This window comes from Streptomyces sp. NPDC002520, from assembly GCF_053595235.1.
Genome location: NZ_JBSFXG010000001.1, coordinates 327458 through 350159 on the forward strand (window position 1 = coordinate 327458; position 22702 = coordinate 350159).

The following is a 22702-nucleotide window of genomic DNA, read 5'->3' on the forward strand; positions in this document are numbered from 1 at the left end:
CCGGCGAAGTCGCGCGATACGGTGACGGGCATGCCCGACACCCCCCGCGCGCCCGTGATCCTCGGCGACGAACCCGGCTCGTTCCCGCACAGCGTGCTGGCCGAGCGGCACCCCGCGATCATCGGGCAGGTGCGGGACGCCTTCCCGTACGGCCCCGGGCAGCACCGCGCGCTGGACGAGCTGCTGAAGAGCTGCGCCGAAGGCGTGATCGAACCGCTGCCCCAGGACGCGGGCGACCGCGACCGGTGGCGTCAGTGGGGACTGCACTCCTACGCCGGGCAGTCCTGGTTCGACGTGCCCTGGCTGTGGTCCGAGAGCTACTTCTACCGGCGGCTGCTCGACGCCGTCGATTACGTCAGGCCGGGCGCCTGGCAGGGCATCGACCCCTTCCGCCCCTTCAAACGCGCCGAACTCGACTCCCGGGAGACCGACGAGGAACTCGCCGCGCTCGACGCGCTCCAGCAGCGGCCGGTGCGTGAGCGGGACCGCGCCCTGCTGCACGGCTCACTGTGGGGCAACCGCGCCGACCTCGGCTTCCGCCTCTCCGCCGGTGGCGCCGCGGACCACGAACCGGTACCCGGGCTGGTCGCCGACGACAGCGACACCCTCTGGTCGCTGCTGCCGCCCTCAGGCACCGGCACGCTCTGCCTGGTCGCGGACAACGCCGGCCGCGAACTCGTCCCCGACCTGCTGCTGATCGCCCACCTCCTCGCCGAGGGCCGGATCGCCCGCGCATCGCTGCACGTCAAGCCGTACCCGTACTACGTCTCCGACGCCACGGTCTCCGACGTGGTCGACGCGCTGAGCCGGCTCAGGGCGGTGCGGGGTGCGGCCGCCTCCTACGGCGCTGTGCTCTGGTCGGCGATGGCCGACGGCCGTCTCACCGTGCACGCCCACCCCTTCGCCGCCGCCCCGCTGCCGTACACCGACATGCCCGACGACCTGCGTGCCGGGTTCGCCGCGGCCACCCTGACGATCGTCAAGGGCGACCTCAACTACCGGCGCCTGGTGGGCGACCGGATGTGGCCGCCCACCACGCCCTTCGCGGACGTCACCGGCTACTTCCCGGGCCCGGTCGCCGCCCTGCGCACCCTGAAGTCCGACGTGATCACCGGCCTGTCCGCATCCGCCGAGGCAGAACTGGACGCGGCGGAGGGGCAGGGCTGGCGCACCGGCGGCACCCACGCCCTGATCCAGGTCAACGCCTCAAACAACGTGCACGGGCAGTGACTTGATGCCGTTGATGAAGTTGGACACGAGGCGCTGCGGCGGCCCGGCGAGACGCGGCGCGGGCAGAGTGCGCAGCACCTCCTCGTGGAGCAGCCGCAGCTGAAGCCGGGCGAAGTGGGCGCCCAGACACACGTGCGGCCCGTCGCCGAAGGACACGTGCGGATTCGGGGCGCGGGCGAGGTCCAGCATGTTCGGTTCGGTGAAGACGCGCTCGTCCCGGTTGGCCGAGGCATGGAACACCACGACCTTGTCGCCCGCCCGGATCCGCCGGCCCGCCAGCTCGGTGTCGCGCGCCGCCGTCCGGCGGAAGGTCAGCACCGGCGGATGCCAGCGCAGCAACTCCTCCACCGCAGACGCCAGGCCCACCTTCCCGGCGCGCAACAGCTCGTACGCCTCCGGGTGCTCGGCCAGGGCCAGCAGCCCGCCCGGAGCCGCGCTGCGCACCGTGTCGTTGCCCGCGACGGTGAGCAGGAAGAAGAACATCTCCAGCTCGGATGCGGCGAGTTCGGCGGCGGGGATACCGCCCGGTCCCAGCGGAGCCGAGAACCGGGGGAGGGCGAGCGCCGTCATGATGTCGTCGGACGGATGACGTCGTTTGTAGGCCGCCAGCTGCCGGGCGTAGGCGAACATGTCCCGCAGCATCGCCGGCGAGCGCGGGTTGACCGGCCTGCCCGCCTCGTCCCGCACCGCCGGACCGGCCTCGTCCGGGTCCTGGTAGCCGATGACCCGCTGCGTCCAGTCCAGCAGCAGCCGCCGGTCGCTCTCCGGCACCCCCAGCAGATCGGCCAGGTTGAGCAGGGCGTACTCGTCGGTCACGGCGGCCACCAGATCGGCCGTGCCGTCGCCGGCGCGGGCCCGGTCGACCGCCCGCGCGAGCAGGGCGTGCGCCCGGTCGCGGGCGAGCGCCGCGAACCGGTCGACCCGGCCCGGCGTGAACGCCCGGCTCACCAGCCGCCGCAGCCGGCCGTGCTGCGGCGGATCCTGGTTGAGCATCATGCGCCGGATGAACGGCAGGTCGTCCGGGTCGGGGTCGCGGATCTGGGTCGCGCCGACGAAGGAGGAGTACGTCGTCGCGTCCTTGAGCACCCGGACCACGTCCGCGTGCCGGGTCACCGCCCAGAAGCCGGGCCCGGCCGGCCAGCCCAGCACCTCCGGCTCGTCCTGCCAGGCCACGGGATGCTCCTCGCGCAGCACCCGGTAGTCGTCGTAGGGCACCCCCGCGGCGTACCGGCGCGGGTCGAAGACATCGGGTACCGGGTGCGTCCGGCGCACGCTCACGCCGGTTCGTCCGCGCCGGCGGGATCCGCCCGCAGGAAGTCCTCCACCACGGAGACCAGCTCCAGCGGCGTCTCGTCCATGGCGTAGTGCCCGGCGCACGGCAGTGTCACCAGCTCCGCGCGCGGATACCAGGACATCCATGTCCGCCGCATGAGCGCCGGGGACAGCGCCGGGTCGAGTTCCCCGGCCACCGCCAGCGCCGGGACCTCGCTGCCCTCGACGTCCGCGCGGAAGTCGTCACTCGCCCAGGAGTCGAGCCAGGCCCGGAACGCCTTCGCGTCGCTACGCTCCAGCGAGCGGTCGACCATCCGGTCCAGCCAGGCGTCGGGGCGGCGGCCGCCGGTGGTGATGTCGAGGATCGCGCGCCGGTTCTCCGGCTTGTGCGCCGCGTCCGCGAACAGCACGCCCTGCTCGCCGGGCAGCGGCACCCCCGAGGCCGGCACGGGCGAGACGCCCACGATCCGGCGCAGCCGCCCGGGGGTCATCGACAGCAGCCGCTGCGCCACCGCGCCGCCCATCGAGTGCCCGATCACCGAGAACCGGTCCCAGCCGAGCCGGTCGGCCAGCTCCACGAGATCCCCGGCCGCCTCGGCGGTCGTGTACGCACCCACGGCGTCGTGGGCCTCGCCGTAGCCGCGCAGATCGACCAGCACGTAGGTGAACGCGGTGCGGTCGAGATCCGGCAGGACGGGCGCGTAGGCGGAACGGTCCGCGAACCAGCCGTGCACGGCGAACACCTTGTGGGCGCCGTCGCCATGCACCTCGTGAGGCAGCACGAAGGAGGTCATGCGCCTACCGTGGACCGCGCGCGCAGGCTCGGCAAGAGCGCGGACGGGGCGTACCCGCTGACGGCCCGGCCCCGGCCGGCCGTTCCCGCCCATGCCACCGTGTCCTTCTCAACGTCACACGGAATGCGCGCAGTTCACCGATTCGGCGGCCTTTCACGCGATGGTGTGATCATGTCCCGCCGGGCGGATGCGGGTCCCGGGCCACGGGTAGGGCCCGGCCATGACGCAGCCGTTCGAACTCCCGCACTTCTACATGCCGTATCCCGCGCGGCTCAACCCCCATGTCGACGAGGCCCGTGCCCACTCGACCGCGTGGGCGCGCGAGATGGGCATGCTCGAGGGCTCCGGGATCTGGGAACAGGCCGACCTGGAGGCGCACGACTACGGGCTCCTGTGCGCCTACACCCACCCCGACTGCGACGGCCCCGCCCTCTCGCTCATCACCGACTGGTACGTCTGGGTGTTCTTCTTCGACGACCACTTCCTCGACATGTTCAAACGCACCCAGGACCGCGCCGCCGGCAAGGCCCACCTCGACCGCCTGCCGCTCTTCATGCCGCCGGCCCCCGCGACGCCGGTGCCGGAGCCGGAGAACCCGGTGGAGGCCGGTCTCGCCGACCTCTGGAGGCGCACGGTCCCGGCGATGTCCGCCGACTGGCGCCGGCGCTTCTCCGTGGCGACCGAGCACCTGCTCAACGAGTCGCTGTGGGAACTGTCCAACATCAACGAGGGGCGCATCGCCAACCCGGTCGAGTACATCGAGATGCGCCGCAAGGTGGGCGGGGCCCCCTGGTCGGCGGGGCTCGTGGAGTACGCGACCGCCGAGGTGCCCACCGCCGTCGCCGGGAGCCGGGCGCTCAGGGTGCTCATGGAGACCTTCTCCGACGCCGTCCACCTGCGCAACGACCTCTTCTCCTACCAGCGGGAGGTCGAGGAGGAGGGTGAGAACAGCAACGGCGTGCTCGTCCTGGAGACCTTCTTCGGCTGCTCCACCCAGGAGGCCGCCGACACCGTCAACGACATCCTCACCTCGCGCCTGCACCAGTTCGAGCACACCGCGCTCACCGAAGTCCCGGCCCTCGCCCTGGAGAAGGGGCTCAGGGCCGACGAGGTGGCCGCGGTCGCCGCCTACACCAAGGGACTCCAGGACTGGCAGTCCGGCGGCCACGAATGGCATCTGCGCTCCAGCCGCTACATGAACAAGGGGGCCAGGTCCGACTCGCCGTGGCAGCTCGCCGGAGGCGCCGGCATGTCGGCCGCCGACGTCGGCGCGCTGCTGGCCTCGGCGGCGGCCATGGGGGCACCTCCCACGTCTTTCGGGCAGTGGGGGAGGCGGCGCGCCTACTCCCATGTCCCGTTCCAGAAGGTCGGGCCCTCCCTGCTGCCCGACTTCCACATGCCGTTCCCGCTGACCCTGAGCCCGCACCTGGAGGCCACCCGCCGCAACCTCGTCGAGTGGTCGCGGCGCATGGGCATCGTCCAGGAGGGCGTCTGGGACGAGGACAAGCTCGCGGCCTGCGACCTCGCGCTCTGCTCCGCCGGCATCGACCCGGACGGCACCCCCGAGGCCCTCGACCTCAGCGCGCAGTGGCTCGCCTGGGGGACGTACGGCGACGACTACTACCCGCTGGTCTTCGGCCACCGCCGCGACCTGACCGCCGCCCGGCTGACCACGGTCCGCCTCTCCCGGTGCATGCCGCTGGAGGGCGCGCCGACCCTGGCTCCGGCCAACGCCATGGAGCGCGGGCTGATCGACCTGTGGGCGCGTACGACGGCGGAGATGACCGCCGACCAGCGGCGCACCCTGAAGACGGCCGTGGACAGCATGACCGAGAGCTGGGTCTGGGAGCTGTCCAACCAGTTGCAGAACCGCATCCCCGACCCGATCGACTACCTGGAGATGCGCCGCGCCACCTTCGGCTCGGACCTCACCCTGAGCCTGTGCCGGATGGGCCAGGGCCCCGCGATCCCGCCCGAGGTGTACCGCAGTGGCCCCGTGCGCTCCCTGGAGAACGCGGCAGTCGACTACGCCTGCCTGATCAACGACGTCTTCTCGTACCAGAAGGAGATCGAGCACGAGGGCGAGATCCACAACGCGATCCTCGTCGTGCAGAACTTCTTCGGCGTGGACTACCCCGCCGCACTCGCCGTGATCCACGACCTGATGACCCAGCGCATGGAGCAGTTCGAGCACGTCGTCGCACACGAACTGCCCGTCCTCCACGAGGACTTCCAGCTCTCCGGGCAGGCGCGTACGGCGCTGGACGCCTACGTCCACGACCTGCGGAACTGGCTCGCGGGCATACTGCACTGGCACCGGACCGTGGACCGCTACAAGGCCGAGTGGCTCGGCCGCCGCACCCACGGCTTCCTGCCCGACCGGGCCCCGGCCCCCGTCCAGCTGGTCGGCTGAGGTCCGGTCAGCCGACGTCGCCGATTCGCTCCACCGCCTCCGCCGCGAGATCGTCCAGCCCCTGGACGGCCGCTCCCCGCAGTTCGGCGCGTATCGCGTCCGCTCCCGCCAGGACGGCGCGGGCCTCCTCGACGAGGTCCGCGTCGGCCAGGGCGCGGGCCAGCGCGTAGTGCTCCTGGGCGACGAACCGGCCGAGGTTCACCTCCCGCCAGTGCGCCAAGGAGGTGTCCCCGGGGACGTCCAGGCCGGGTATCTCCAGGGTGCCGTCGTCCGGGACGCCCAGGATGTCGCGGAGCGCGGCGAGGGTCCGCGCGGCCGGGACGAGCCGGCCCGTCTCCCGCTCCAGACGGGCCAGGTCCCGCCGGGCCGACACGCGGTCCCGGGCGGTCTCCTGGAGCGCGTTGTACAGGCGCTGTGCGCGCAGGGCCTGCTCCAGGTCGCCCAGGCGCTCCAGGTCGTGGGCAAGCCCGCGCAGCGGGGCCGGTTCGAGCCGCGTGGGGGCACCGGGGCGCCGCAGCAGGGACTGGTTCATGGTGAGGGCGTCCAGCCGGCGGATCAGGGTGACCCGGGCGAGTTCGGTGAGCCCCTGGGCCACGGCCAGGTCCGTCCACGTCGACTGCGGCTCGTCGGCGGGATCCGCGCCGAACAGGGACGCGTCCAAGTCCTCCGCCCAGCGGCGCAGTTCCGCCCCGCCGGCGCCGGGCTCCGGTATCCCGCCCAGGCCGCAATAGGTGTCGAAGTCCGTTTCCCGCACTTCGTTCAGCAGCGTCAGGTCCGCCGGGTCCCCGTGCAGGCCCACCAGGACCGCGGCCAGGCGCAGCTCGTCGGTCATCGACGATTCCGCCTCCCGGGGCAGCAGCTCCCGGAGCAGGGCGAGGTCGTCGTCCGAGCGGTCGAACTGGGCGGCGCGCAGCACCAGCCGGCGGCGTACCGGATCACCGGCCACCGCCGCGCGGGCCGCCGCGTCCCCGGCGCGCAGCAGCGCGAGGTCGGTACGGCCGCGCTGCAGCACCGGCTCCCACAGTGGCGGGCGGGGATGCCGGTCGAGCAGGTTGTAGGCCAGGCTCTCCTCGGCGTCGAGCAGCAGCACGTGGTCCGGTTCCGTGCGCAGCAGTGCCGAGTGCAGCAGCCCGATCAGCTCGACCGGGGACCGCTCGGGCAGGCCGAGGGCGGTGCGCAGTTCCGTACGCTCGGCGTCTATGCCGTAGGACTCGCGGATGTCGTCCTCGGTCTCGGCCACGCACGCGAGGATCGCCTCCTCACCGTCCGCCGGCGACAGGTCCAGGTAGTCGTGCCAGCCGGGCAGAGCGATCATGATCTCCAGCGCCTCGTCGACGCTCGTCCCGATGATCCCGGCCGAACCCTCCGAGTCGGCGTACAGCATCGAACCGTCCGCACACCGGAAGTACGTGCCTCCCGTGTCGTCCCCCGCGAGCACCTCCAGTGGGCCGCCGGAGGCCAGGCGCACCGCTTCGCCATGGCGGGCACGCTCCAGGTCGAAGTTGAAGGGGAACGCCGCCAGTTCGGCGAGGTTCCGGTGCTGTCGCAGCATCCGCAGCGCGTGATCGGTCATGTCACCGAACGTAACAGCCGCCACTGACAGCGAGGGTGGATCCTGGGTCCGAGGGGGACCTGCCAGGCGCCTTCCCTGCGGATCCTCCACGCGGACCCTCCATGGCTACCCTCCGCCACCCTCCGGCCAGTCTCACTCGTTCGTGTCTTGTCGCGGCCCGGCGCCCCGGGTAAGCACCAGCCGGAGGCGAGCGAACCATGGAACAGACTGCGTTGCGTCCCAAGCCGATGCCCGGTCAGGAACGGAGGGACAGTGGCGCGGGCGGGGGTACGGCCGCTCCCGTCCGGCGCCCGCATGCCGCGCGGCGCCGCGGCCGGCGGATCAGAGCCCTGCTGTTCTGCCTGTTCATCGGCACCGCCCTGGTGCTCTGCGGGGTCGGACTCGGCACCGTCGGCGCCACGGTGATCGGCATGAGCAAGCTGGCCGAGATGCGGCAGCAGGCGCCGCCGGGCGCCGACCCGCCCAAGGCCGCGCCCACCGGACCCGGCACATCCGCCGCACCCGCTGCACCCGCCGCGCCCGCCGCGTCCGCCGCTCCCGTGGCCCCGGGTCCGGCCGGGGCCCGGCCCGGCGCCACCCTGGGCGTGGAGGTCGTCGACGCCGAGAAGGCGGGGGCGCTGGTGACCGGCGTCCACGTGCCGGGCCCCGGCTACACGGCGGGCCTGGTCCGCGGCGACGTCCTGCTCCAGTTCGGCAACACCCGCGTCAACGCCGCGGCCGACCTCGCCCGAGCCGTCGCCCAGGCCGGCCCGGGTACGGAGGTGACCCTCACCGTGCGCCACCACGGCGGCGGTTACCAGCAGTTGAAGGTGGTCCCGGGCGTGCTGACCTGACCGGCGCCGGGCCGCGGGACCGCGGCCCGAGCGCCGACTCCGGGCCGGACTCCGGATCAGTTCCCAAGCACCGGACGGCAGGCCGGGGTCCCGCCCGCTCGCCCGGCCGGTGGACCGCAGGCCGCGCGCCGGAGCGTATGGCCGACCACCGGACCGTTTCTCCGAACCATCGACCATATTTACGTGCTTCGGCCGCAATTTCCGATCGCTCCCCGGAATGAGCGCGCAGGTTCCGAATACCGCGACCACCGGCCGGACCATCCGATCGCCGGCCCCCACACCCGACCATCACCCCGAGCCCCGCCTCACCCGGAAACCCGCTGGTCACACCCCGCCCCGCGCGTCATCATGGCCCCGTGCCGATCGCCGGCCCCGCAAGCCGCGGTCGCGGGACCCCGCGATCGGCTCGCGTCGCCCTGTTCGGCCGGGCAGGATGCTGCCCGAGACCGCTTCGCCCCTGTCACCTCGACCGCGCTCGGAGGCCCGGATGACCAGTACGACTCCCGCGCCCTTCACCGCCGACGACTACCGGGCCCGCATGGAGCGCGCCGCGCGCGCCGCGGCCGACGCCGGTCTCGCGGGACTGCTGGTGGCGCCGGGACCGGACATGGTGTGGCTGACCGGGTACACGCCCACCGCGGTCACCGAAAGGCTCACCGTGCTGGTCCTCGCCCCCGGCCGCGCCCCCGTGCTCGTCGTGCCCACCCTGGAGGCACCCGACGCGGAGGCGGCGGCCGGCGCGACCGCGCTGACCCTGCGCGACTGGACCGACGGCACGGACCCGTACGCGGTCACCGCAGGCCTCCTCGAGGACCGGGGACGCTTCGGCATCAGTGACAACACCTGGGCGATGCACCTGCTGGGCCTCCAGCGCACGCTGCCGGACAGCTCCTACGCCTCCCTCACCGACGCCCTGCCCATGCTGCGCGCGGTCAAGGACGCGGCCGAACTGGAGCTCCTGGCAGCCGCGGGAGCGGCTGCCGACGCAACGTTCGAGGAGATCCGGAAGGTTCCCTTCGCCGGCCGCCGCGAGTCCGACGTCGGGGGCGACCTCGCGGACCTGCTGCGCCGCTTCGGGCACTCCCAGGTCGACTTCACCATCGTCGGCTCCGGCCCCAACGGCGCCAATCCGCACCACGAGGTCGGCGACCGCGTCATCCGGGACGGGGACATGGTCGTCCTCGACTTCGGCGGCCTCAAGAACGGCTACGGCTCCGACACCACGCGCACGGTCCACGTCGGCGAACCGACCGAGGAGGAACGCCGGGTCCACGACATCGTGCGCGCCGCGCAGGAAGCGGGCTTTCGGGCCGTGCGTCCCGGGGTGGCCTGCCAGGAGGTCGACCGCGCCGCGCGCGCGGTGATCACCGACGCCGGGTACGGCGAGTACTTCATCCATCGCACCGGGCACGGCATCGGCGTCACCACGCACGAGCCGCCGTACATGATCGAGGGCGAGGAACAGCCCCTTGTGCCCGGCATGTGCTTCTCCGTGGAGCCCGGCATCTACCTGCCCGGCCGCTTCGGGGTGCGCATCGAGGACATCGTCACGGTGACCGAGGACGGCGGCCGCCGCCTCAACGACACCACCCGTGAGATGGTCATAGTGGACTGACAGAGCCAGGAGACACACCAGGACGACATCCGGGAACGGCGACGACGCGACCATGACCCAGGCACCGACACCCACCGCGGACACCGTGCGCAGACTGGTCCGTTCGCTGCTCAAGGAGGGCACGGAGACGGCGAACGGCGCCGCGGGCCCCGACGTCCGCCCGGTCACGAGGAGCCGGGAGCACACCTGGTGGGTCGGCACCCGCCATGTGCTGCGGCTCGCACCCGACCGCGAGGCCTCCGTGCGCCGCCGCCGGGAACTGCGGCTGCGCGACCTGGTGCGCCCGCACGTGCCGGTCTCCGTGCCGACGAGCGTCGCGCACGGCGACTGGGCACCCGGCCTCGCCTACACGCTCGACGCCTTGCTGCCCGGTGGCACCGCGGACGAGCACGACGTCTCCGCCGTCGGCGAGGCCGACCTCGCCGGGCTGCTCACCGGTCTGCGCGCGGTGCCCGTACGGCAGGCCGAGACACTCGGCGTGCCGCGTGTCGCCCCACGCTCCCTGGAGGCGCTGCGCCGTATGGCGGTGCACGCGGCCGAACGGCTCGCCGCCGCCGAGGAGTTCGACGCCGCGCGGCTGCACCAGCTCACCCCGCCCGGCGCCGCGCAGCTCGCCGCACAGCACGGAGTCGCCGTGCTCACCCATCACGGACTCGTCGGCGAGCACGTGGTGGTCAGCGCCGACGGGCGGGTCCGCGGCATCCTGGACTGGACCGAGGCGGCGATCGGCGACCCGGCCGAGGACATCGCCGGGCTCGCCGTCGCCGTCGGTTCACCGGCGGCCGTCCGCGCCGCCACCCTCGCCGGCTACGGCGCCCGCCCCTGCCTTCGTGGCCTGTGGCTCGCCCGCTGCGACACCGTCATGCGCCTGACCGACCACGTCGAGGGCCGCGCCCCGGGCGACCTGCCGCTGCTCAGGACCCGGCTGCGCCGCGCCTGGGAGCCGATCATGCTGGAGTGGGTCAGCGAGCTCAAGGACGACGAGGCGGAGTCCTAGGAAGCCCCTCCGGCCGGGCCGCCCGTGAAGGCAACCGGTGGCCGGGCGTGCCGCGGCCGGGCGCCCCGTCCGCTCGTCCGGGGCGCCCGGTACGACCTCCCTCAGGGCTGTTTCAGCACCACGCAGGACTCGCCCGGCACCTGAAGCAGGCCGTCCGGCCCCGGGGCCTCCACCGGGTCCCAGGCGGCGAGAACCTCGACACGGCCGGTGCCCAGGGGGATCGCCGCCGGGTCCTTGCCCAGGTTCACCGCGACCCGGACGTCCCCGCGGCGGAACGCCAGCCAGCGCCGCTCCTCGTCGTACGCCACCTTCGTGTCCGCGAGATCGGGGTCGGTGAGGTCCGGCTCGTCGTGGCGCAGTGCGATCAGCCGCCGGTACCAGGACAGCACGCGCGCGTGCGGTTCGCGTCCGGGCTCCGACCAGTCCAGGCAGGACCGGTCGCGGGTCGCCGGGTCCTGCGGGTCGGGTACGTCCTCCTCGGCCCAGCCGTGCGCCGCGAACTCCCGCCGCCTGCCCCGCCGTACGGCCTCGGCCAGCTCCGGGTCCGTGTGGTCGGTGAAGAACTGCCAGGGCGTGCCCGCCGCCCATTCCTCGCCCATGAACAGCATCGGTGTGAACGGCGCGGTCAGCGTGAGCGTGGCCGCGCAGGCCAGCAGACCGGGGGAGAGGTGGGCCGCGAGCCGGTCCCCCTGGGCGCGGTTGCCGACCTGGTCGTGGGTCTGGCTGTAGCCCAGCAACCGGTGGGCGGCCACGCGCGCGCGGTCCAGCGGCCGGCCGTGGCCGCGGCCCCGGAAGCCGGAGTACGTGCCGTCGTGGAAGTAGCCACCGGTGAGCGTCTTGGTGAGCGCGCCGAGCGAGGCGCGCGCGAAGTCCGCGTAGTAGCCCTGGGACTCGCCGGTCAGCGCGGTGTGCAGGGCGTGGTGGAAGTCGTCGTTCCACTGCGCGTGCACCCCGAGACCGTGCTCCTCGCGGGGGGCGATGATCCGCGGGTCGTTCAGGTCGGACTCGGCGATCAGGAACAGCGGCCGGCCCACCTCGTCGGCGAGGGCGTCGACCGCCGCCGACAGCTCCTCCAGGAAGTGGCACGCGCGCGTGTCGTGCAGCGCGTGCACGGCGTCCAGGCGCAGCCCGTCGAGTCGGTAGTCCCTGAGCCAGGCCAGCGCGCTGCCCAGGAAGTACGCGCGCACCTCGTCCGAGCCGGGCGCGTCCAGGTTCACCGCCGAGCCCCAGGGCGTGTGGTGCGTGTCCGTGAAGTACGGCCCGAACGCGGGCAGGTGGTTGCCGGAGGGGCCCAAGTGGTTGTGCACGACGTCCAGGACGACCCCGAGGCCCAGCTCGTGCGCCCGGTCCACGAACCGCTTCAGTGCCTCGGGACCGCCGTACGGCTCGTGCACCGCCCACGGCGACACCCCCTCGTACCCCCAGCCGTGCCGCCCGGGGAAGGGGCACAGCGGCATCAACTCGACATGGGTGATGCCAAGTTCGGCGAGATGCTCGAGTCGGCCCGCGGCGGCGTCGAGCGTGCCCTCGGGCGTGTACGTCCCCACGTGCAGCTCGTAGAGCACCGCTCCCGGCAGCCCGCGCCCCGCCCACGGGGCACGCCACGCGTACCGCTCGTGATCCACGACAGCGCTCGGGCCGTCCGGACCGTCCGGCTGGCGGCGCGAGCGCGGATCGGGCAGTACGGGGCCGTCGTCCAGCGCGAAGCCGTAGCGCGTGCCGTCCTCGCCCGCCGCCTCCCCGGCCCACCATCCCGCCCGTCCGGGATCGCGTTCCAACGCGCGCGTGGCGTCGCCGCAGTGGAGCGTCACTCGGTCTGCTTTCGGTGCCCACACCTCGAACTGCACGGACGGTTCCCCTTCGTCTGCTCACCGTGATGTAGCGGGTCCATCGTGCCGCGAAAACGATCAATCCGCTTTCGAATCCGGCCTTTCCCGGCGGGTGTCGCGGAAGTCCCGCGCGTGGCCGCCCTTCCCCCCTTTCCTGGACACCCGGGGTTCACTGGCCGACAATCACCAACGTGACGTCGTCCTCCTTCGAGTTCCCCACATATGCGGCTCGGCTCTCCGACGCGGAGCGCGACAAGGTGCTGCAGGTGCTGCGAGACGGCGTCGCGATGGGCCGGTTGTCGCACGACACGTTCGTGCGTCGCATGGAGCTGGCGCTGGCCGCGCGCCGCGCCGACGAACTCGCCGTGCTCACCGCCGACCTGCCCAACGAGAACCGTTTCTCCCGCGCGGTGATCGGCACCGTCGAGGCCCTCTCCGGCTTCACCGTACGGCTGCGCCGCGCGTGGCAGGCCGAGCGGCTGCCCAAGCTGCTGCTGCCGCACCCGGCGCACGGGTATCCGCTGCGCATAGGCCGCGACCCCGCCAGCGGACTGCGCCTGAACCACGACACGGTCTCCCGGGTGCACGCCGAGCTGCGCCGCCAAGGCGGCACATGGGTCCTCAGGGACCTCGGCTCCACCAACGGCACCACGGTCAACGGCCGCCGCGTGGTCGGCGCCGTCGTCGTGTCCGAGGGCGACATGGTCGGTTTCGGGGAGATGGCCTTCCGGCTGTCGGCCCACTGACACGCTCGCGGTCACCCGCAACGCGCGCGTGAGATCCCGTTCGGGTGAGCCGGGTGGGATCCCGTTCGGGTGAGTCGGGTGGGGAACACGGGCGCCCGTGCCGATGCATCGGGAATGACGTACCTCACCCGAGCGACAGCGGCCGCCGGCGCCCTGCTGGCCGCGGCCGGCCTCCTCACCGCGGGCCCCGCCCAGGCGGCGCCCCGCGACGCACGCGCCGGCAACTGGCTCTTCCTGACCGTCACCCGCGGCGAGGCCCCGGCCGGCGGCACCCGCGGCACCCTGCTGCTGTGCGACCCGCCCGCGGGTCACCCGCACGCGGCCGAGGCGTGCGCCGAACTCGCCGCGGCCGGCGGCGACATCGCACGCATCCCGCAGAAGGACGTCTTCTGCACGATGATCTACGCCCCCGTGACCGCCCACGCCCGTGGGCGGTGGAACGGACGGGCGGTCGACTTCCGGGAGACGTACACCAATGCCTGCGTCATGAACGCGCGGACCGGATCGGTGTTCGCCCTGGACCGCTGAGCCGCGCCGACGGACCGAGCGGGTGGCGTACGGCCTTCATGCCACCCGCTCACGGGCCTGCTGCGCCGCCACCAGCACCGTCCTGGCCTGATGCTCGACCTGATGCTCCAACGGCACCCAGCGGGCCCGGAAGCGCACCGCGAAGGCCTCGCACCAGGAGGCGACGAGGTGTTCGAGCCGTGGCACCGCCCGGTCGTCCGTCTCCCGCAGCACCCGCAGCAGCATCGCGGCCGCCCGCAGCGGCAGCCGCCGTCCGAAGGCGTCCACGCTGCCGACGTACGCCATCGTCGTCCCGGCCGGCTGGGTGTCGCTCCAGTCCTGCGCCAGGCCGGGGATCAGCTCCAGTGCCCAGCGGGCGGCCCGCAGCAGCGGCCCGTCCGCGCCGTCCAGCCGGGGCAGCGCCTCGGCCAGCACCCCCTCCACCTCCGTCGCGTCCCGCAGCAGCCGCGCGGCCACCCGCCGCAGCGCCGCGGCCGGCGCCGGGTGCGGCGCCGGGTCGTCCACCAGGTCGCTGGCCCACATCGGCACCTCCACCACCGCCGTCAGACCGCCGTAGCGGTGCGCGTGGTACCAGGTGCTCCGCCGCGCGTCGTCGGGCATGCTCGGGTAGGCGGCGCGCGAGTCCGGGCCCGGCATGACGTGCACGCCCGGCCCCGAGGCCGGCCAGCCCGCCGCGTCCGCGGCGCCCGTCTCCACCGGAATGTGCAGCTCCGCCGCCGACTTCGCGAACGGCTCGGCGAGCCCCGGCACGTCCTTCGTCAACTGCACCCAGCTGCCGCCCAGATCGGTGCCGTGCAGGGTCACCTGAAGATAGGGGCGCAGTTCGTCGATCACGCCGGTCAGCGCGCGGGTCTCGGGCGGCAGCCGGTCGGGGGGCAGCACCGACGGAGCCCACTCGGGCTGCTCGGCGCCCGTCGGCCGGTAGAAGCCGCGGTGGTACTCGAGCAGGCTGCGCGGCGCCGGCGTCACATGCAGAGTCGCGCCGTCCGGATCGGCGCAGAGCAGAAAGTGCCAGGACGTCGCGGTCCGCAACTCCCTGTCCACCAGTACCCGTTCGGCCAGTGTCCGCAGGGTGGAGCCCCCGGTCGGCTCGTTGGCATGGGCGCCCGCCACCACCAGCACCGACCGGCGGGCGTGCCCCACCGACAGCAGGTGCAGGGGCCGCCCGGCCCGCGAGAGCCCCACCTGTCGCAGTGCGCACAGACCGGGCTCCTGGGCGGCCAACGCCCCTGCGAAGGCGACCAGTTCGGGAACGCTGGGATAGCGCAGCACCGGCAGGAGACTCACCCCCGACTCGTGTCCGCCCGGCTTCGCCCTCCCAGTGCCGCACGGCATGGGTGAACTGTCAAGGACACGGTGGGGGACGCACCAGGGGGCGCCGGGATGCGCGGCTCACCGCTGGTGCGGGCCTTGGCCCGCGAGCGTCAAGAACACCTCGCCCATCGCCTCCGACAGCGTCGGATGCGCGTGCACGTGCCGGGCCACGTCCGAGGGCCGGGCGTCCCGGCCGACGATCAGCCGGCTCTCGGCGATCGTCTCCGACACGTTCGGACCCATCAGATGGACGCCGAGGACCTGGCGGCCGCCGGCCTCGGCGACGACCTTCACCACTGCGCCCCGTCCGCGCGCCGTCGCCTTGGCGACGGCGGTCGGCGGCAGCGTGTTCACGTCCGCCTGGTGCCCACGCGCGCGTACCGCCCCCCCCGGGCCGCGGCGGCGTTCGTGGCCCTCACGCACACCGCCTGGCCCTCTCCGGGAGCCACCGCCACGCCGCCCGGTGCGAACGCCGACCGTGAGCCGACGGCGGCGCGGAAGGGCTGAATCCCCTCAGCCGCCCGGGCTCGCCCCGCCGCCCTCCCCGGCCCGCTCCAGCAGCGCCACCGGAACCCCCTCGAAAAGCTCCGCCACGCGCGCGTGCCCCGTGAACTCCCGTCCCGGTGTGAGCACGTCCGCCCACCGCCCGGGTGGCAGGGCCAGCCTCGTCTCCCGCCATCCGCCCGCCTGAGCCAGCCGCAGCGAGAGCCGGGTCACCGCCGTCACCACCTCACCGGAGCGTGTGAACGCCACGCAGTGACCGGCCGCCGGGCCGTCGGCGGCCAGCGGGGCGTACGCCGCCGTCGCGCCGAAGGCGCCGGGCCGGCGTGCGCGCAGCCGCAGCGCCGCCGCCGTCAGGGCGTCCTTCTCGCCGGGCGCCGCCGCCGGGAACGGCACCGGCCGCCGGTTGTCGGGGTCCACCAGCGCCCGGTACTCGCTCTCCGTGCCCTGGTACACGTCCGGCACCCCCGGCATCGTCAGATGGACCAGGGCGATGCCCAGCACGTTGGCCCGGATGTGCGGCTCCAGGGCCTTGCGGAAGGCGGCCACGCGCTCGCCGGGCGGCCCGCACGGCCCGGCCGCGACGAAGGCGGCCACCGCCTCCTCGTACGGCGGCTCCTGCTCGGTCCAGCTGGTGTACAGGCCCGCCTCGCGCACGTGCTTCAGCAGCGCCCGCCGGACCCGTTCCTCGTCCGCGGGGCCCAGCCCGAACACCGTCTGCCAGGCGGCCCAGGCCAACTGCCCGTCCGGGACGGCGTCCTCGTCACGGGACACCTCGGCGAGCAGCTTCGCCCAGCGGCCGGGGCACTCGGTGAGCACGGCCAGCGCCGCCCGCACGTCCGCGCTGCGCTTGGTGTCGTGCGTCGTGACGACGGTGCCGGTGAGCGGCCAGTCGCGCTGCACGCGCGCGCAGTACGCGTGGAAGTCCTCCGGGGACACACCCGGGCGGCCCGGATCGCCGCCCACCTCGGTCGCCGACAGCAGCGGCACGTACCGGTAGAACGCCGTGTCCTCCACGGACTTGGCCCGCAGCGCCGACGCGGTCTGCGCGAACCGGGCGCACAGCTCCGCCCGGCCGGCGCGGTCCTCGGCAGGACCGTCGTCGGGGGGCTCGACCAGCAGCCGGCGTACGACCCCGACCGCCCCGGCCTCCTCGGGCACCAGGAAGGCCGCCCGCGCCTCCTCGGCCGCCCGCTCGGTGACCACGGCGGCCGCGTCACCCGAGGCGTACGGCCGGTACACCCGCATCCGCACCAGCAGCTCCTCCAGGGCGGTGCGCAGCGCCCACGGAGCCCGGTCGCGCAGCGAGAGGTCCGGCGAGGCGGCGCACAGCCGGGCGGTCACCCGGGTGAGCCGGTCGGTCTCGGCGGCCAGCTCGTGCGTGAGCACCAGGTAGGCCGCGCGCCGCACCGTGGCCGCCCAGTCGCCGCCCCGGTCCGTCTGCGGGGCCGCGAAGGCCCGGTAGCCGTCCAGGAGTTCACCGGCTCCGGCCCGGTCCGTGAACAGGCCGTCGACGTGGCGCAGGGCGTCGTAGCCGGTGGTGCCCGCGACGGGCCAGGAGGCCGGCAGGTGCTCGCTGTCGGCGAGGATCTTCTCCACCACGATCCAGCGGCCGCCGGTCGCCTCGTGCAGCCGCTCCAGGTAGCCGTCCGGGTCGGCGAGCCCGTCCGGGTGATCGACGCGCAGCCCGTCGACCACGCCCTCCGCCAGCAGCTGGAGGATCTTTGCGTGGGTGGCCTCGAACACCTCCGGGTCCTCCACGCGGACCCCGATCAGTTCCGAGATGCTGAAGAAGCGCCGGTAGTTCAGCTCGGTGCGGGCCAGACGCCACCACACCGGGCGGTACCACTGCGCGTCCAGCAGCCGGGGCAGCGGCAGTTCCTCGGTGCCCTCGCGCAGCGGGAGGACGTGGTCGTGGTAGCGCAGGACGCCGCCGTCGACCACCAGGTGCTCCCGCTCGCTCCCGATCGGCCCGCCGAGCACGGGCACCAGCACCTGCCCGCCCCGCGCCTCCCAGTCGATGTCGAACCAGCGCGCGTACGGCGAACCGGGGCCCTCGCGCAGCACCTCCCACAGGGCGTGGTTGTGCCGGGGCACCATCGCCATGTGGTTCGGGACGATGTCCACGACCAGGCCCAGACTGTGCTCCCGCGCGGTGCGCGCCAGCGCGCGCAGGCCCACCTCGCCGCCGAGTTCCTCGCGCACGCGCGCGTGGTCCACGACGTCGTACCCGTGCGTGGAACCCGGCACGGACTCCAGGACGGGGGACAGGTGCAGGTGCGAGACGCCGAGCGACGCCAGGTACGGGACGGCCGCCGCGGCGGCGGCGAACGGGAACGCGGGCTGGAGCTGCAGCCGGTAGGTGGCCGTGGGCACCCCCGGGCCGGGTCGCGCAGAAGTCATGCAACCCTACGTACCCAGCCCGCCCCCTTTCGTGTCATCGACCCCGCGCGACCCCCTGAACGAGGTCCTGTACCCACCCCTCGACCGGGCCGCTCACGCGGGCCTCTGCAACACCGTCAGGCTGCGGTCCGGCAGGGTGATGCGGTCGCCGGCCGCGACCTTCGCACCCGTCCCCGACGGCACCCCGTCCGGGTCGGCCGTGTCGACGGCCACCTGCCACTGCCGTCCGTGGTCGACGGGCACGACGAAGTCCAGCGGGTCCGGCGAGGCGTTGAACATCAGCAGGAAGGAGTCGTCGGCGATGCGCTCCCCGCGCGGTCCCGGCTCGGAGATGGCGTTGCCGTTCAGGAACACCGTCAGCGCGGACGCCTGCGCCGAGTCCCAGTCCCGCTGGGTCATCTCCTCGCCCTCCGGTGTGAACCACGCGATGTCGGACAGGTCGTCGTGCGTGCCCTCCACCGGCCGCCCGTGGAAGAAACGCCGGCGCCGGAACACCGGGTGGTCCCGGCGCAGCCACACCATCGCGCGCGTGAACTCCAGCAGGTCGCCGCTCTCCTCGGACCAGTCCAGCCAGGTCAGCTCGTTGTCCTGGCAGTAGGCGTTGTTGTTGCCGCGCTGGGTACGGGCGAACTCGTCGCCGTGACTGATCATCGGCACGCCCTGGGACAGCATCAGCGTGGCGACGAAGTTGCGCATCTGGCGCTTGCGCAGCCCGAGGACGTTCGGGTCGTCGGTCTCGCCCTCGGCGCCGCAGTTCCAGGACCGGTTGTGGCTCTCGCCGTCCCGGCCGTCCTCGCCGTTGGCCTCGTTGTGCTTCTCGTCGTACGACACGAGGTCGTGCAGCGTGAAGCCGTCGTGGCAGGTCACGAAGTTGATGGAGGCGAGCGGGCGGCGCCCGTCGTCCTGGTAGAGGTCCGACGAACCGGTCAGCCGGGAGGCGAACTCGGCGAGTGCCCGCGGCTCGCCCCGCCACAGGTCGCGCACGGTGTCGCGGTACTTGCCGTTCCACTCGGTCCACAGCGGCGGGAAGTTGCCCACCTGGTAGCCGCCCTCACCCACGTCCCACGGCTCCGCGATCAGCTTCACCTGGGAGACCACCGGATCCTGCTGGACCAGGTCGAAGAACGACGACAGCCGGTCCACCTCGTGGAACTGCCGGGCCAGGGTCGCCGCCAGATCGAAGCGGAACCCGTCGACATGCATCTCGGTCACCCAGTACCGCAGCGAGTCCATGATCATCTGGAGTACGTGCGGGGACCGCATGAGCAGCGAGTTCCCGGTGCCCGTGGTGTCCGTGTAGTAGCGACGATCGGCGGCCAGCCGGTAGTACGACGGGTTGTCGATGCCCTTGAAGGACAGCGTCGGACCCAGATGGTTGCCCTCGGCCGTGTGGTTGTAGACGACGTCGAGGATGACCTCGATCCCGGCCTCGTGCAGCGCCCGGACCGCCGACTTGAACTCCAGTACCTGCTGGCCGCGGTCGCCCCAGGAGGCGTAGGCGTTGTGCGGGGCGAAGAAGCCGGCCGTGTTGTAGCCCCAGTAGTTGCTCAGGCCCATGTCGACCAGCCGGTGGTCGTTCACGAACTGGTGTACGGGCATCAGCTCCAGCGCCGTCACGCCGAGCGTGGTCAGGTGGTCGATGACCGCCGGGTGGGCGAGCGCCGCGTACGTGCCGCGCAGCTCCTCCGGCAGCCCCGGATGACGCATGGTCAGGCCCTTGACGTGGGCCTCGTAGATCACCGTGTGGTGGTACTCGGTGCGCGGGAGCCGGTCGTCGCCCCAGTCGAAGTACGGGTTGATCACCACCGAGGTCATGGTGTGCGGCGCCGAGTCCAGGTCGTTGCGCCGCTCGGGTGCGCCGAAGTGGTAGCCGTACACCTCCTCGCCCCACCGGATCGCGCCGCTGATCGCCTTCGCGTACGGGTCGAGCAGCAGCTTCGCGGAGTTGCAGCGCAGCCCGCGGCCGGGGTCGTACGGGCCGTGCACCCGGAACCCGTACCGCTGTCCCGGCATCACGCCCGGCACGTACGCGTGCCGGACGAACGCGTCGCTCTCGCGCAGTTCCACCGCCGTCTCCGAGCCGTCGTCGTGCAGCAGACACAGCTCTACTCGGTCCGCGGCCTCCGTGAAGACCGCGAAGTTGGTTCCCGCGCCGTCATAGGTGGCGCCGAGCGGATATGCCTCTCCAGGCCAGACCTGCATGGGGACGACTCTCCCAGGTGTGCCGCCCGAGGGGGCCGCCTTCGGCCCCGAGTCTGCCCGAAAATGACGGAACCGCCCGCCGGTCGCGCCCCTCTTACCGGCCGACCGGTGCGCACGGCGGCCTGACTACCCGCCGTGCGCCGAACCAGTGGGGTAAAGACGTACTCCCGGGACGTACGGGGAGCAGGGGGAAGATGTGCGTGAGACAGTGCACCGCCATCTGGGCAAGGTGATGGCGGGGGCGGCTCTGGCGGTGGCCGGGACCGCGGTGATGGTCGGGATCACCCTGCCGGGCACGGCGGGGGCGGACGAGACCGGTGGCAAGGGCGGCGGCACCCAGGCCGCGCGACAGGCGGGAGAGGGTGCGCCGGCGGTTCGGCCGGGCGTGGTGGAGCGGGCGCCGGCCGAGGGGGAGAAGGGCACCGGCCGCGACCCGCTGACCGACGACGAGATCCGGCGGGTCGAGAAGATCGCCGTGGACAGGCAGATGCTGAGCGCGGGCGAGAACGTCGACGGCGACCGGGGACCCGAGCGCCTCGGCGTCGACCTCGCCGACCCGGCCACGGCGGACGAACTGGACGACCCGAGCGCGCCGCGCCGCGCCGACGTGACCTTCTACGACTACCGGAGCGACGAGCTGGTCACCAGGACGGTGAACCTGGAGACCGGCAAGGTCGAGCAGACCACCCGCCGGCACGGCGTCCAGCCGCCCCTGAGCCGGGCCGAGAACGCCGAGGCGGCGAAGCTGCTGATCGCCGATCCGCTGGGCGCGGGCCTCAGGGCCGACTACAAGGACGCCACCGGCCGCGAGCTGACCTCCCCGGACCAGCTGCTGCTCAACGGCGCGGTCTACCGGGCCATTCCGGGCGGGCAGCCCGCCGTGCTCGACAAGTGCGGTGAGCACCGCTGCGTCCGGCTGTTCCCGAAGGTCGTGAACGGCCCCTGGATCGACGCCCGGTGGTTCGTCGTCGACCTGAGCGCGCGCAAGGTCGCGAAGCTCGACCGCCACTGAGTCCGGCAGCCCGGCAGCCCGGCAGCCCAGCAGCCCGGCAGCCCGGCAGTCCGGCAGCCCATCAAATTTTCCGACTTGCGCCTTCTGCAAGGGAGTCTCCTCGTCATGCGTGACAACACGATGCGCCGTGCCCGCACGCGCGCGGGCGTCGGCCTCACCGTCGCCGCCCTGGCCGCCGGCGCGACCGCCGGCGCCGGCCCGGCCGTCGCCCAGCCCAGGACGGCCACCGCCGCCACGGCCGCCTCCGCCGCCGACTGCAGCGCCGCCTACCGGATCGAGCAGAAGCTCTCCAGCGGTACCACCTGGCGGATGTGCTGGCGCTACGACAGCAAGGCCGGACTCGTCCTGGAGAACGTCTCCTACCAGCCCAAGGGCGAGCCGAAGCCGATCAAGGTCCTCAACAGCGCCCGCCTCGCCCAGATCGACGTCCCCTACGACGACGGCAGCGTCGAGTACGACGACCTCACCGGCTTCGGCTTCGCCCAGGGCCTGGTGAACCTGGCACCGGGCGAGTGCCCCGGCGGCACCATAAAGACCGTCAAGGTCCCGAGCGCCTGGGACCCGCGGCACCCGAACGTCAACGGCCTGTGCACGACCACACGTTCACGCGGCCACGCCTACCGCATGCAGGGCGACAGCGCGAACAAGGTCTTCCAGGCACAGGGCAAGGACCTGCTCGTCTACACGGTCAACCAGGTCGGCTGGTACGAGTACATGACCGAGTGGCGCTTCCAGGACGACGGCACCGTCGACATGAACGTCGGCGCCACCGGCAGCCTGTCCTACGACGACTACGACGCCGGCGACGGCCGCGGCTGGCCCATCGGCAAGGGCGCCAAGGCCTACGCCACCAGCCACAGTCACAACGTCTTCTGGCGGCTCGACTTCGGCCTCGACGGCTCGTCCAGGACGAAGGTCGAGCAGTACGACTCGGCCGTCACCCCGCCCGCCCGCGGCAGCCAGGCACCCACCAACAAGACCACGCGCACCAAGGTCACCAAGGAACTCGCCGGTGACTACAAGACGTACCGCTGGTGGCGGGTCGTCAGCGAGACCGGCAAGAACAAGGACGGGCACGCCCGTTCGTACGAGATCGTCCCCGGGCCCACCACCAAGTACCCGGGCCGCAGTTTCACCAGGCACGACGTGTACTTCACCGAGTACAACAAGTGCGAGCAGTTCGCCAGCAACAACCCGGGCACCTGCCCGGCCGGGGCGGGCAAGTCCGTCGACGCGTGGGTCAACGGCCAGAGCCTCACTCACCCCGTGGTCTGGATGAACGTCGGCTTCCACCACATCGCCCGCGACGAGGACCAGCAGCCCATGCCGATCCACTGGCAGGGCTTCGCCATCGCTCCCAGGGACGTCACCGCTATGAATCCGCTCACTCCCGACGAGCTCGGCTGGCAGAACGGCCATTGGCGGCCACGCAGTTGAGAA

Annotated in this window: 16 protein-coding genes and 1 pseudogene; 9 read left to right on the plus strand and 8 right to left on the minus strand. The window is 73.0% G+C overall.

The genetic code is table 11. The features are described from left to right. Positions 1-30 precede the first annotated feature (30 nt). Positions 31-1230, plus strand: a complete 1200-nt coding sequence (locus tag ACWD5D_RS01290; RefSeq protein ID WP_451370706.1) for a damage-control phosphatase ARMT1 family protein — start codon at positions 31-33, stop codon at positions 1228-1230. Here the strand turns inward: ACWD5D_RS01290 and ACWD5D_RS01295 are convergent. After that, positions 1207-2508, minus strand: a complete 1302-nt coding sequence (locus ACWD5D_RS01295) for a cytochrome P450 (RefSeq protein WP_451370707.1) — start codon at positions 2506-2508, stop codon at positions 1207-1209. The two genes, ACWD5D_RS01290 and ACWD5D_RS01295, sit on opposite strands and share 24 nt — an antisense overlap. Beyond that, entirely contained in the window at positions 2505-3296 is a 792-nt protein-coding gene (locus ACWD5D_RS01300; RefSeq protein ID WP_451370708.1) for an alpha/beta fold hydrolase, read from the minus strand. Before ACWD5D_RS01300 ends, ACWD5D_RS01295 begins: the two co-directional genes overlap by 4 nt. A 220-nt stretch (positions 3297-3516) precedes the next feature. Between ACWD5D_RS01300 and cyc2 the strand changes: the two genes are divergently transcribed. Beyond that, complete coding sequence (cyc2, locus tag ACWD5D_RS01305) at positions 3517-5709, plus strand: germacradienol/geosmin synthase Cyc2 (protein WP_451370709.1); 2193 nt, start codon at positions 3517-3519, stop codon at positions 5707-5709. Positions 5710-5716: 7 nt separating this feature from the next. On the opposite strand, the gene ACWD5D_RS01310 is transcribed toward cyc2, so the two are convergent. Beyond that, positions 5717-7282 (minus strand): hypothetical protein, encoded by a 1566-nt coding sequence (locus tag ACWD5D_RS01310; RefSeq protein ID WP_451370710.1) that lies wholly within the window; start codon positions 7280-7282, stop codon positions 5717-5719. A gap of 197 nt (positions 7283-7479) precedes the next feature. On the opposite strand from ACWD5D_RS01310, the gene ACWD5D_RS01315 reads away from it, so the two are divergent. From ACWD5D_RS01315 to ACWD5D_RS01325, 3 genes are all read left to right on the plus strand, one after another. Continuing rightward, the gene (locus ACWD5D_RS01315) at positions 7480-8115 is read left to right on the plus strand and encodes a PDZ domain-containing protein (protein WP_451370711.1); all 636 of its coding nucleotides are present in this window, start codon (positions 7480-7482) and stop codon (positions 8113-8115) included. A gap of 487 nt (positions 8116-8602) precedes the next feature. Continuing rightward, positions 8603-9730, plus strand: a complete 1128-nt coding sequence (locus ACWD5D_RS01320) for a M24 family metallopeptidase (RefSeq protein WP_451370712.1) — start codon at positions 8603-8605, stop codon at positions 9728-9730. Positions 9731-9782: 52 nt separating this feature from the next. Continuing rightward, a complete protein-coding gene (locus tag ACWD5D_RS01325; protein WP_451370713.1) occupies positions 9783-10727 on the plus strand; it encodes an aminoglycoside phosphotransferase family protein in 945 nt (314 codons plus the stop codon). A 101-nt stretch (positions 10728-10828) separates the two neighbouring features. Here ACWD5D_RS01325 and treZ read toward each other — a convergent pair whose 3' ends face one another. Further along, positions 10829-12574 carry a malto-oligosyltrehalose trehalohydrolase gene (gene treZ, locus ACWD5D_RS01330; protein ID WP_451370714.1) on the minus strand — a complete coding sequence of 582 codons (1746 nt, stop codon included), beginning with the start codon at positions 12572-12574 and terminating at the stop codon, positions 10829-10831. A gap of 173 nt (positions 12575-12747) precedes the next feature. Here treZ and ACWD5D_RS01335 point away from each other — a divergent pair, with 173 nt between their 5' ends. Both ACWD5D_RS01335 and ACWD5D_RS01340 read left to right on the plus strand, forming a co-directional pair. Next, entirely contained in the window at positions 12748-13302 is a 555-nt protein-coding gene (locus ACWD5D_RS01335; RefSeq protein ID WP_451370715.1) for an FHA domain-containing protein, read from the plus strand. Between the two features lie 114 nt (positions 13303-13416). Next, complete coding sequence (locus ACWD5D_RS01340; RefSeq protein WP_451370716.1) at positions 13417-13830, plus strand: SSI family serine proteinase inhibitor; 414 nt, start codon at positions 13417-13419, stop codon at positions 13828-13830. 36 nt (positions 13831-13866) lie between these two features. Here the strand turns inward: ACWD5D_RS01340 and ACWD5D_RS01345 are convergent, their stop codons facing one another. The 4 genes and pseudogenes from ACWD5D_RS01345 to glgX form a co-directional block, all read right to left on the minus strand. Beyond that, positions 13867-15117: a M14 family zinc carboxypeptidase gene (locus ACWD5D_RS01345; RefSeq protein WP_451370717.1), complete on the minus strand. Its 1251-nt coding sequence runs from the start codon at positions 15115-15117 to the stop codon at positions 13867-13869. A 105-nt stretch (positions 15118-15222) separates the two neighbouring features. Then, positions 15223-15522 (minus strand): annotated as a pseudogene (locus ACWD5D_RS01350) (dihydrolipoyl dehydrogenase); the annotation flags it as partial. Between the two features lie 135 nt (positions 15523-15657). Further along, positions 15658-18048, minus strand: coding sequence for a malto-oligosyltrehalose synthase (gene treY / locus ACWD5D_RS01355; RefSeq protein ID WP_451370718.1), 2391 nt, complete (start codon positions 18046-18048; stop codon positions 15658-15660). A 93-nt stretch (positions 18049-18141) separates the two neighbouring features. After that, the gene (gene glgX / locus ACWD5D_RS01360; protein ID WP_451370719.1) at positions 18142-20250 is read right to left on the minus strand and encodes a glycogen debranching protein GlgX; all 2109 of its coding nucleotides are present in this window, start codon (positions 20248-20250) and stop codon (positions 18142-18144) included. Positions 20251-20446: 196 nt separating this feature from the next. Between glgX and ACWD5D_RS01365 the strand changes: the two genes are divergently transcribed. Further along, positions 20447-21262: a Tat pathway signal sequence domain protein gene (locus ACWD5D_RS01365; protein ID WP_451370720.1), complete on the plus strand. Its 816-nt coding sequence runs from the start codon at positions 20447-20449 to the stop codon at positions 21260-21262. Between the two features lie 105 nt (positions 21263-21367). Next, the gene (locus ACWD5D_RS01370; protein ID WP_451370721.1) at positions 21368-22699 is read left to right on the plus strand and encodes a copper amine oxidase; all 1332 of its coding nucleotides are present in this window, start codon (positions 21368-21370) and stop codon (positions 22697-22699) included. Positions 22700-22702 lie beyond the last annotated feature (3 nt).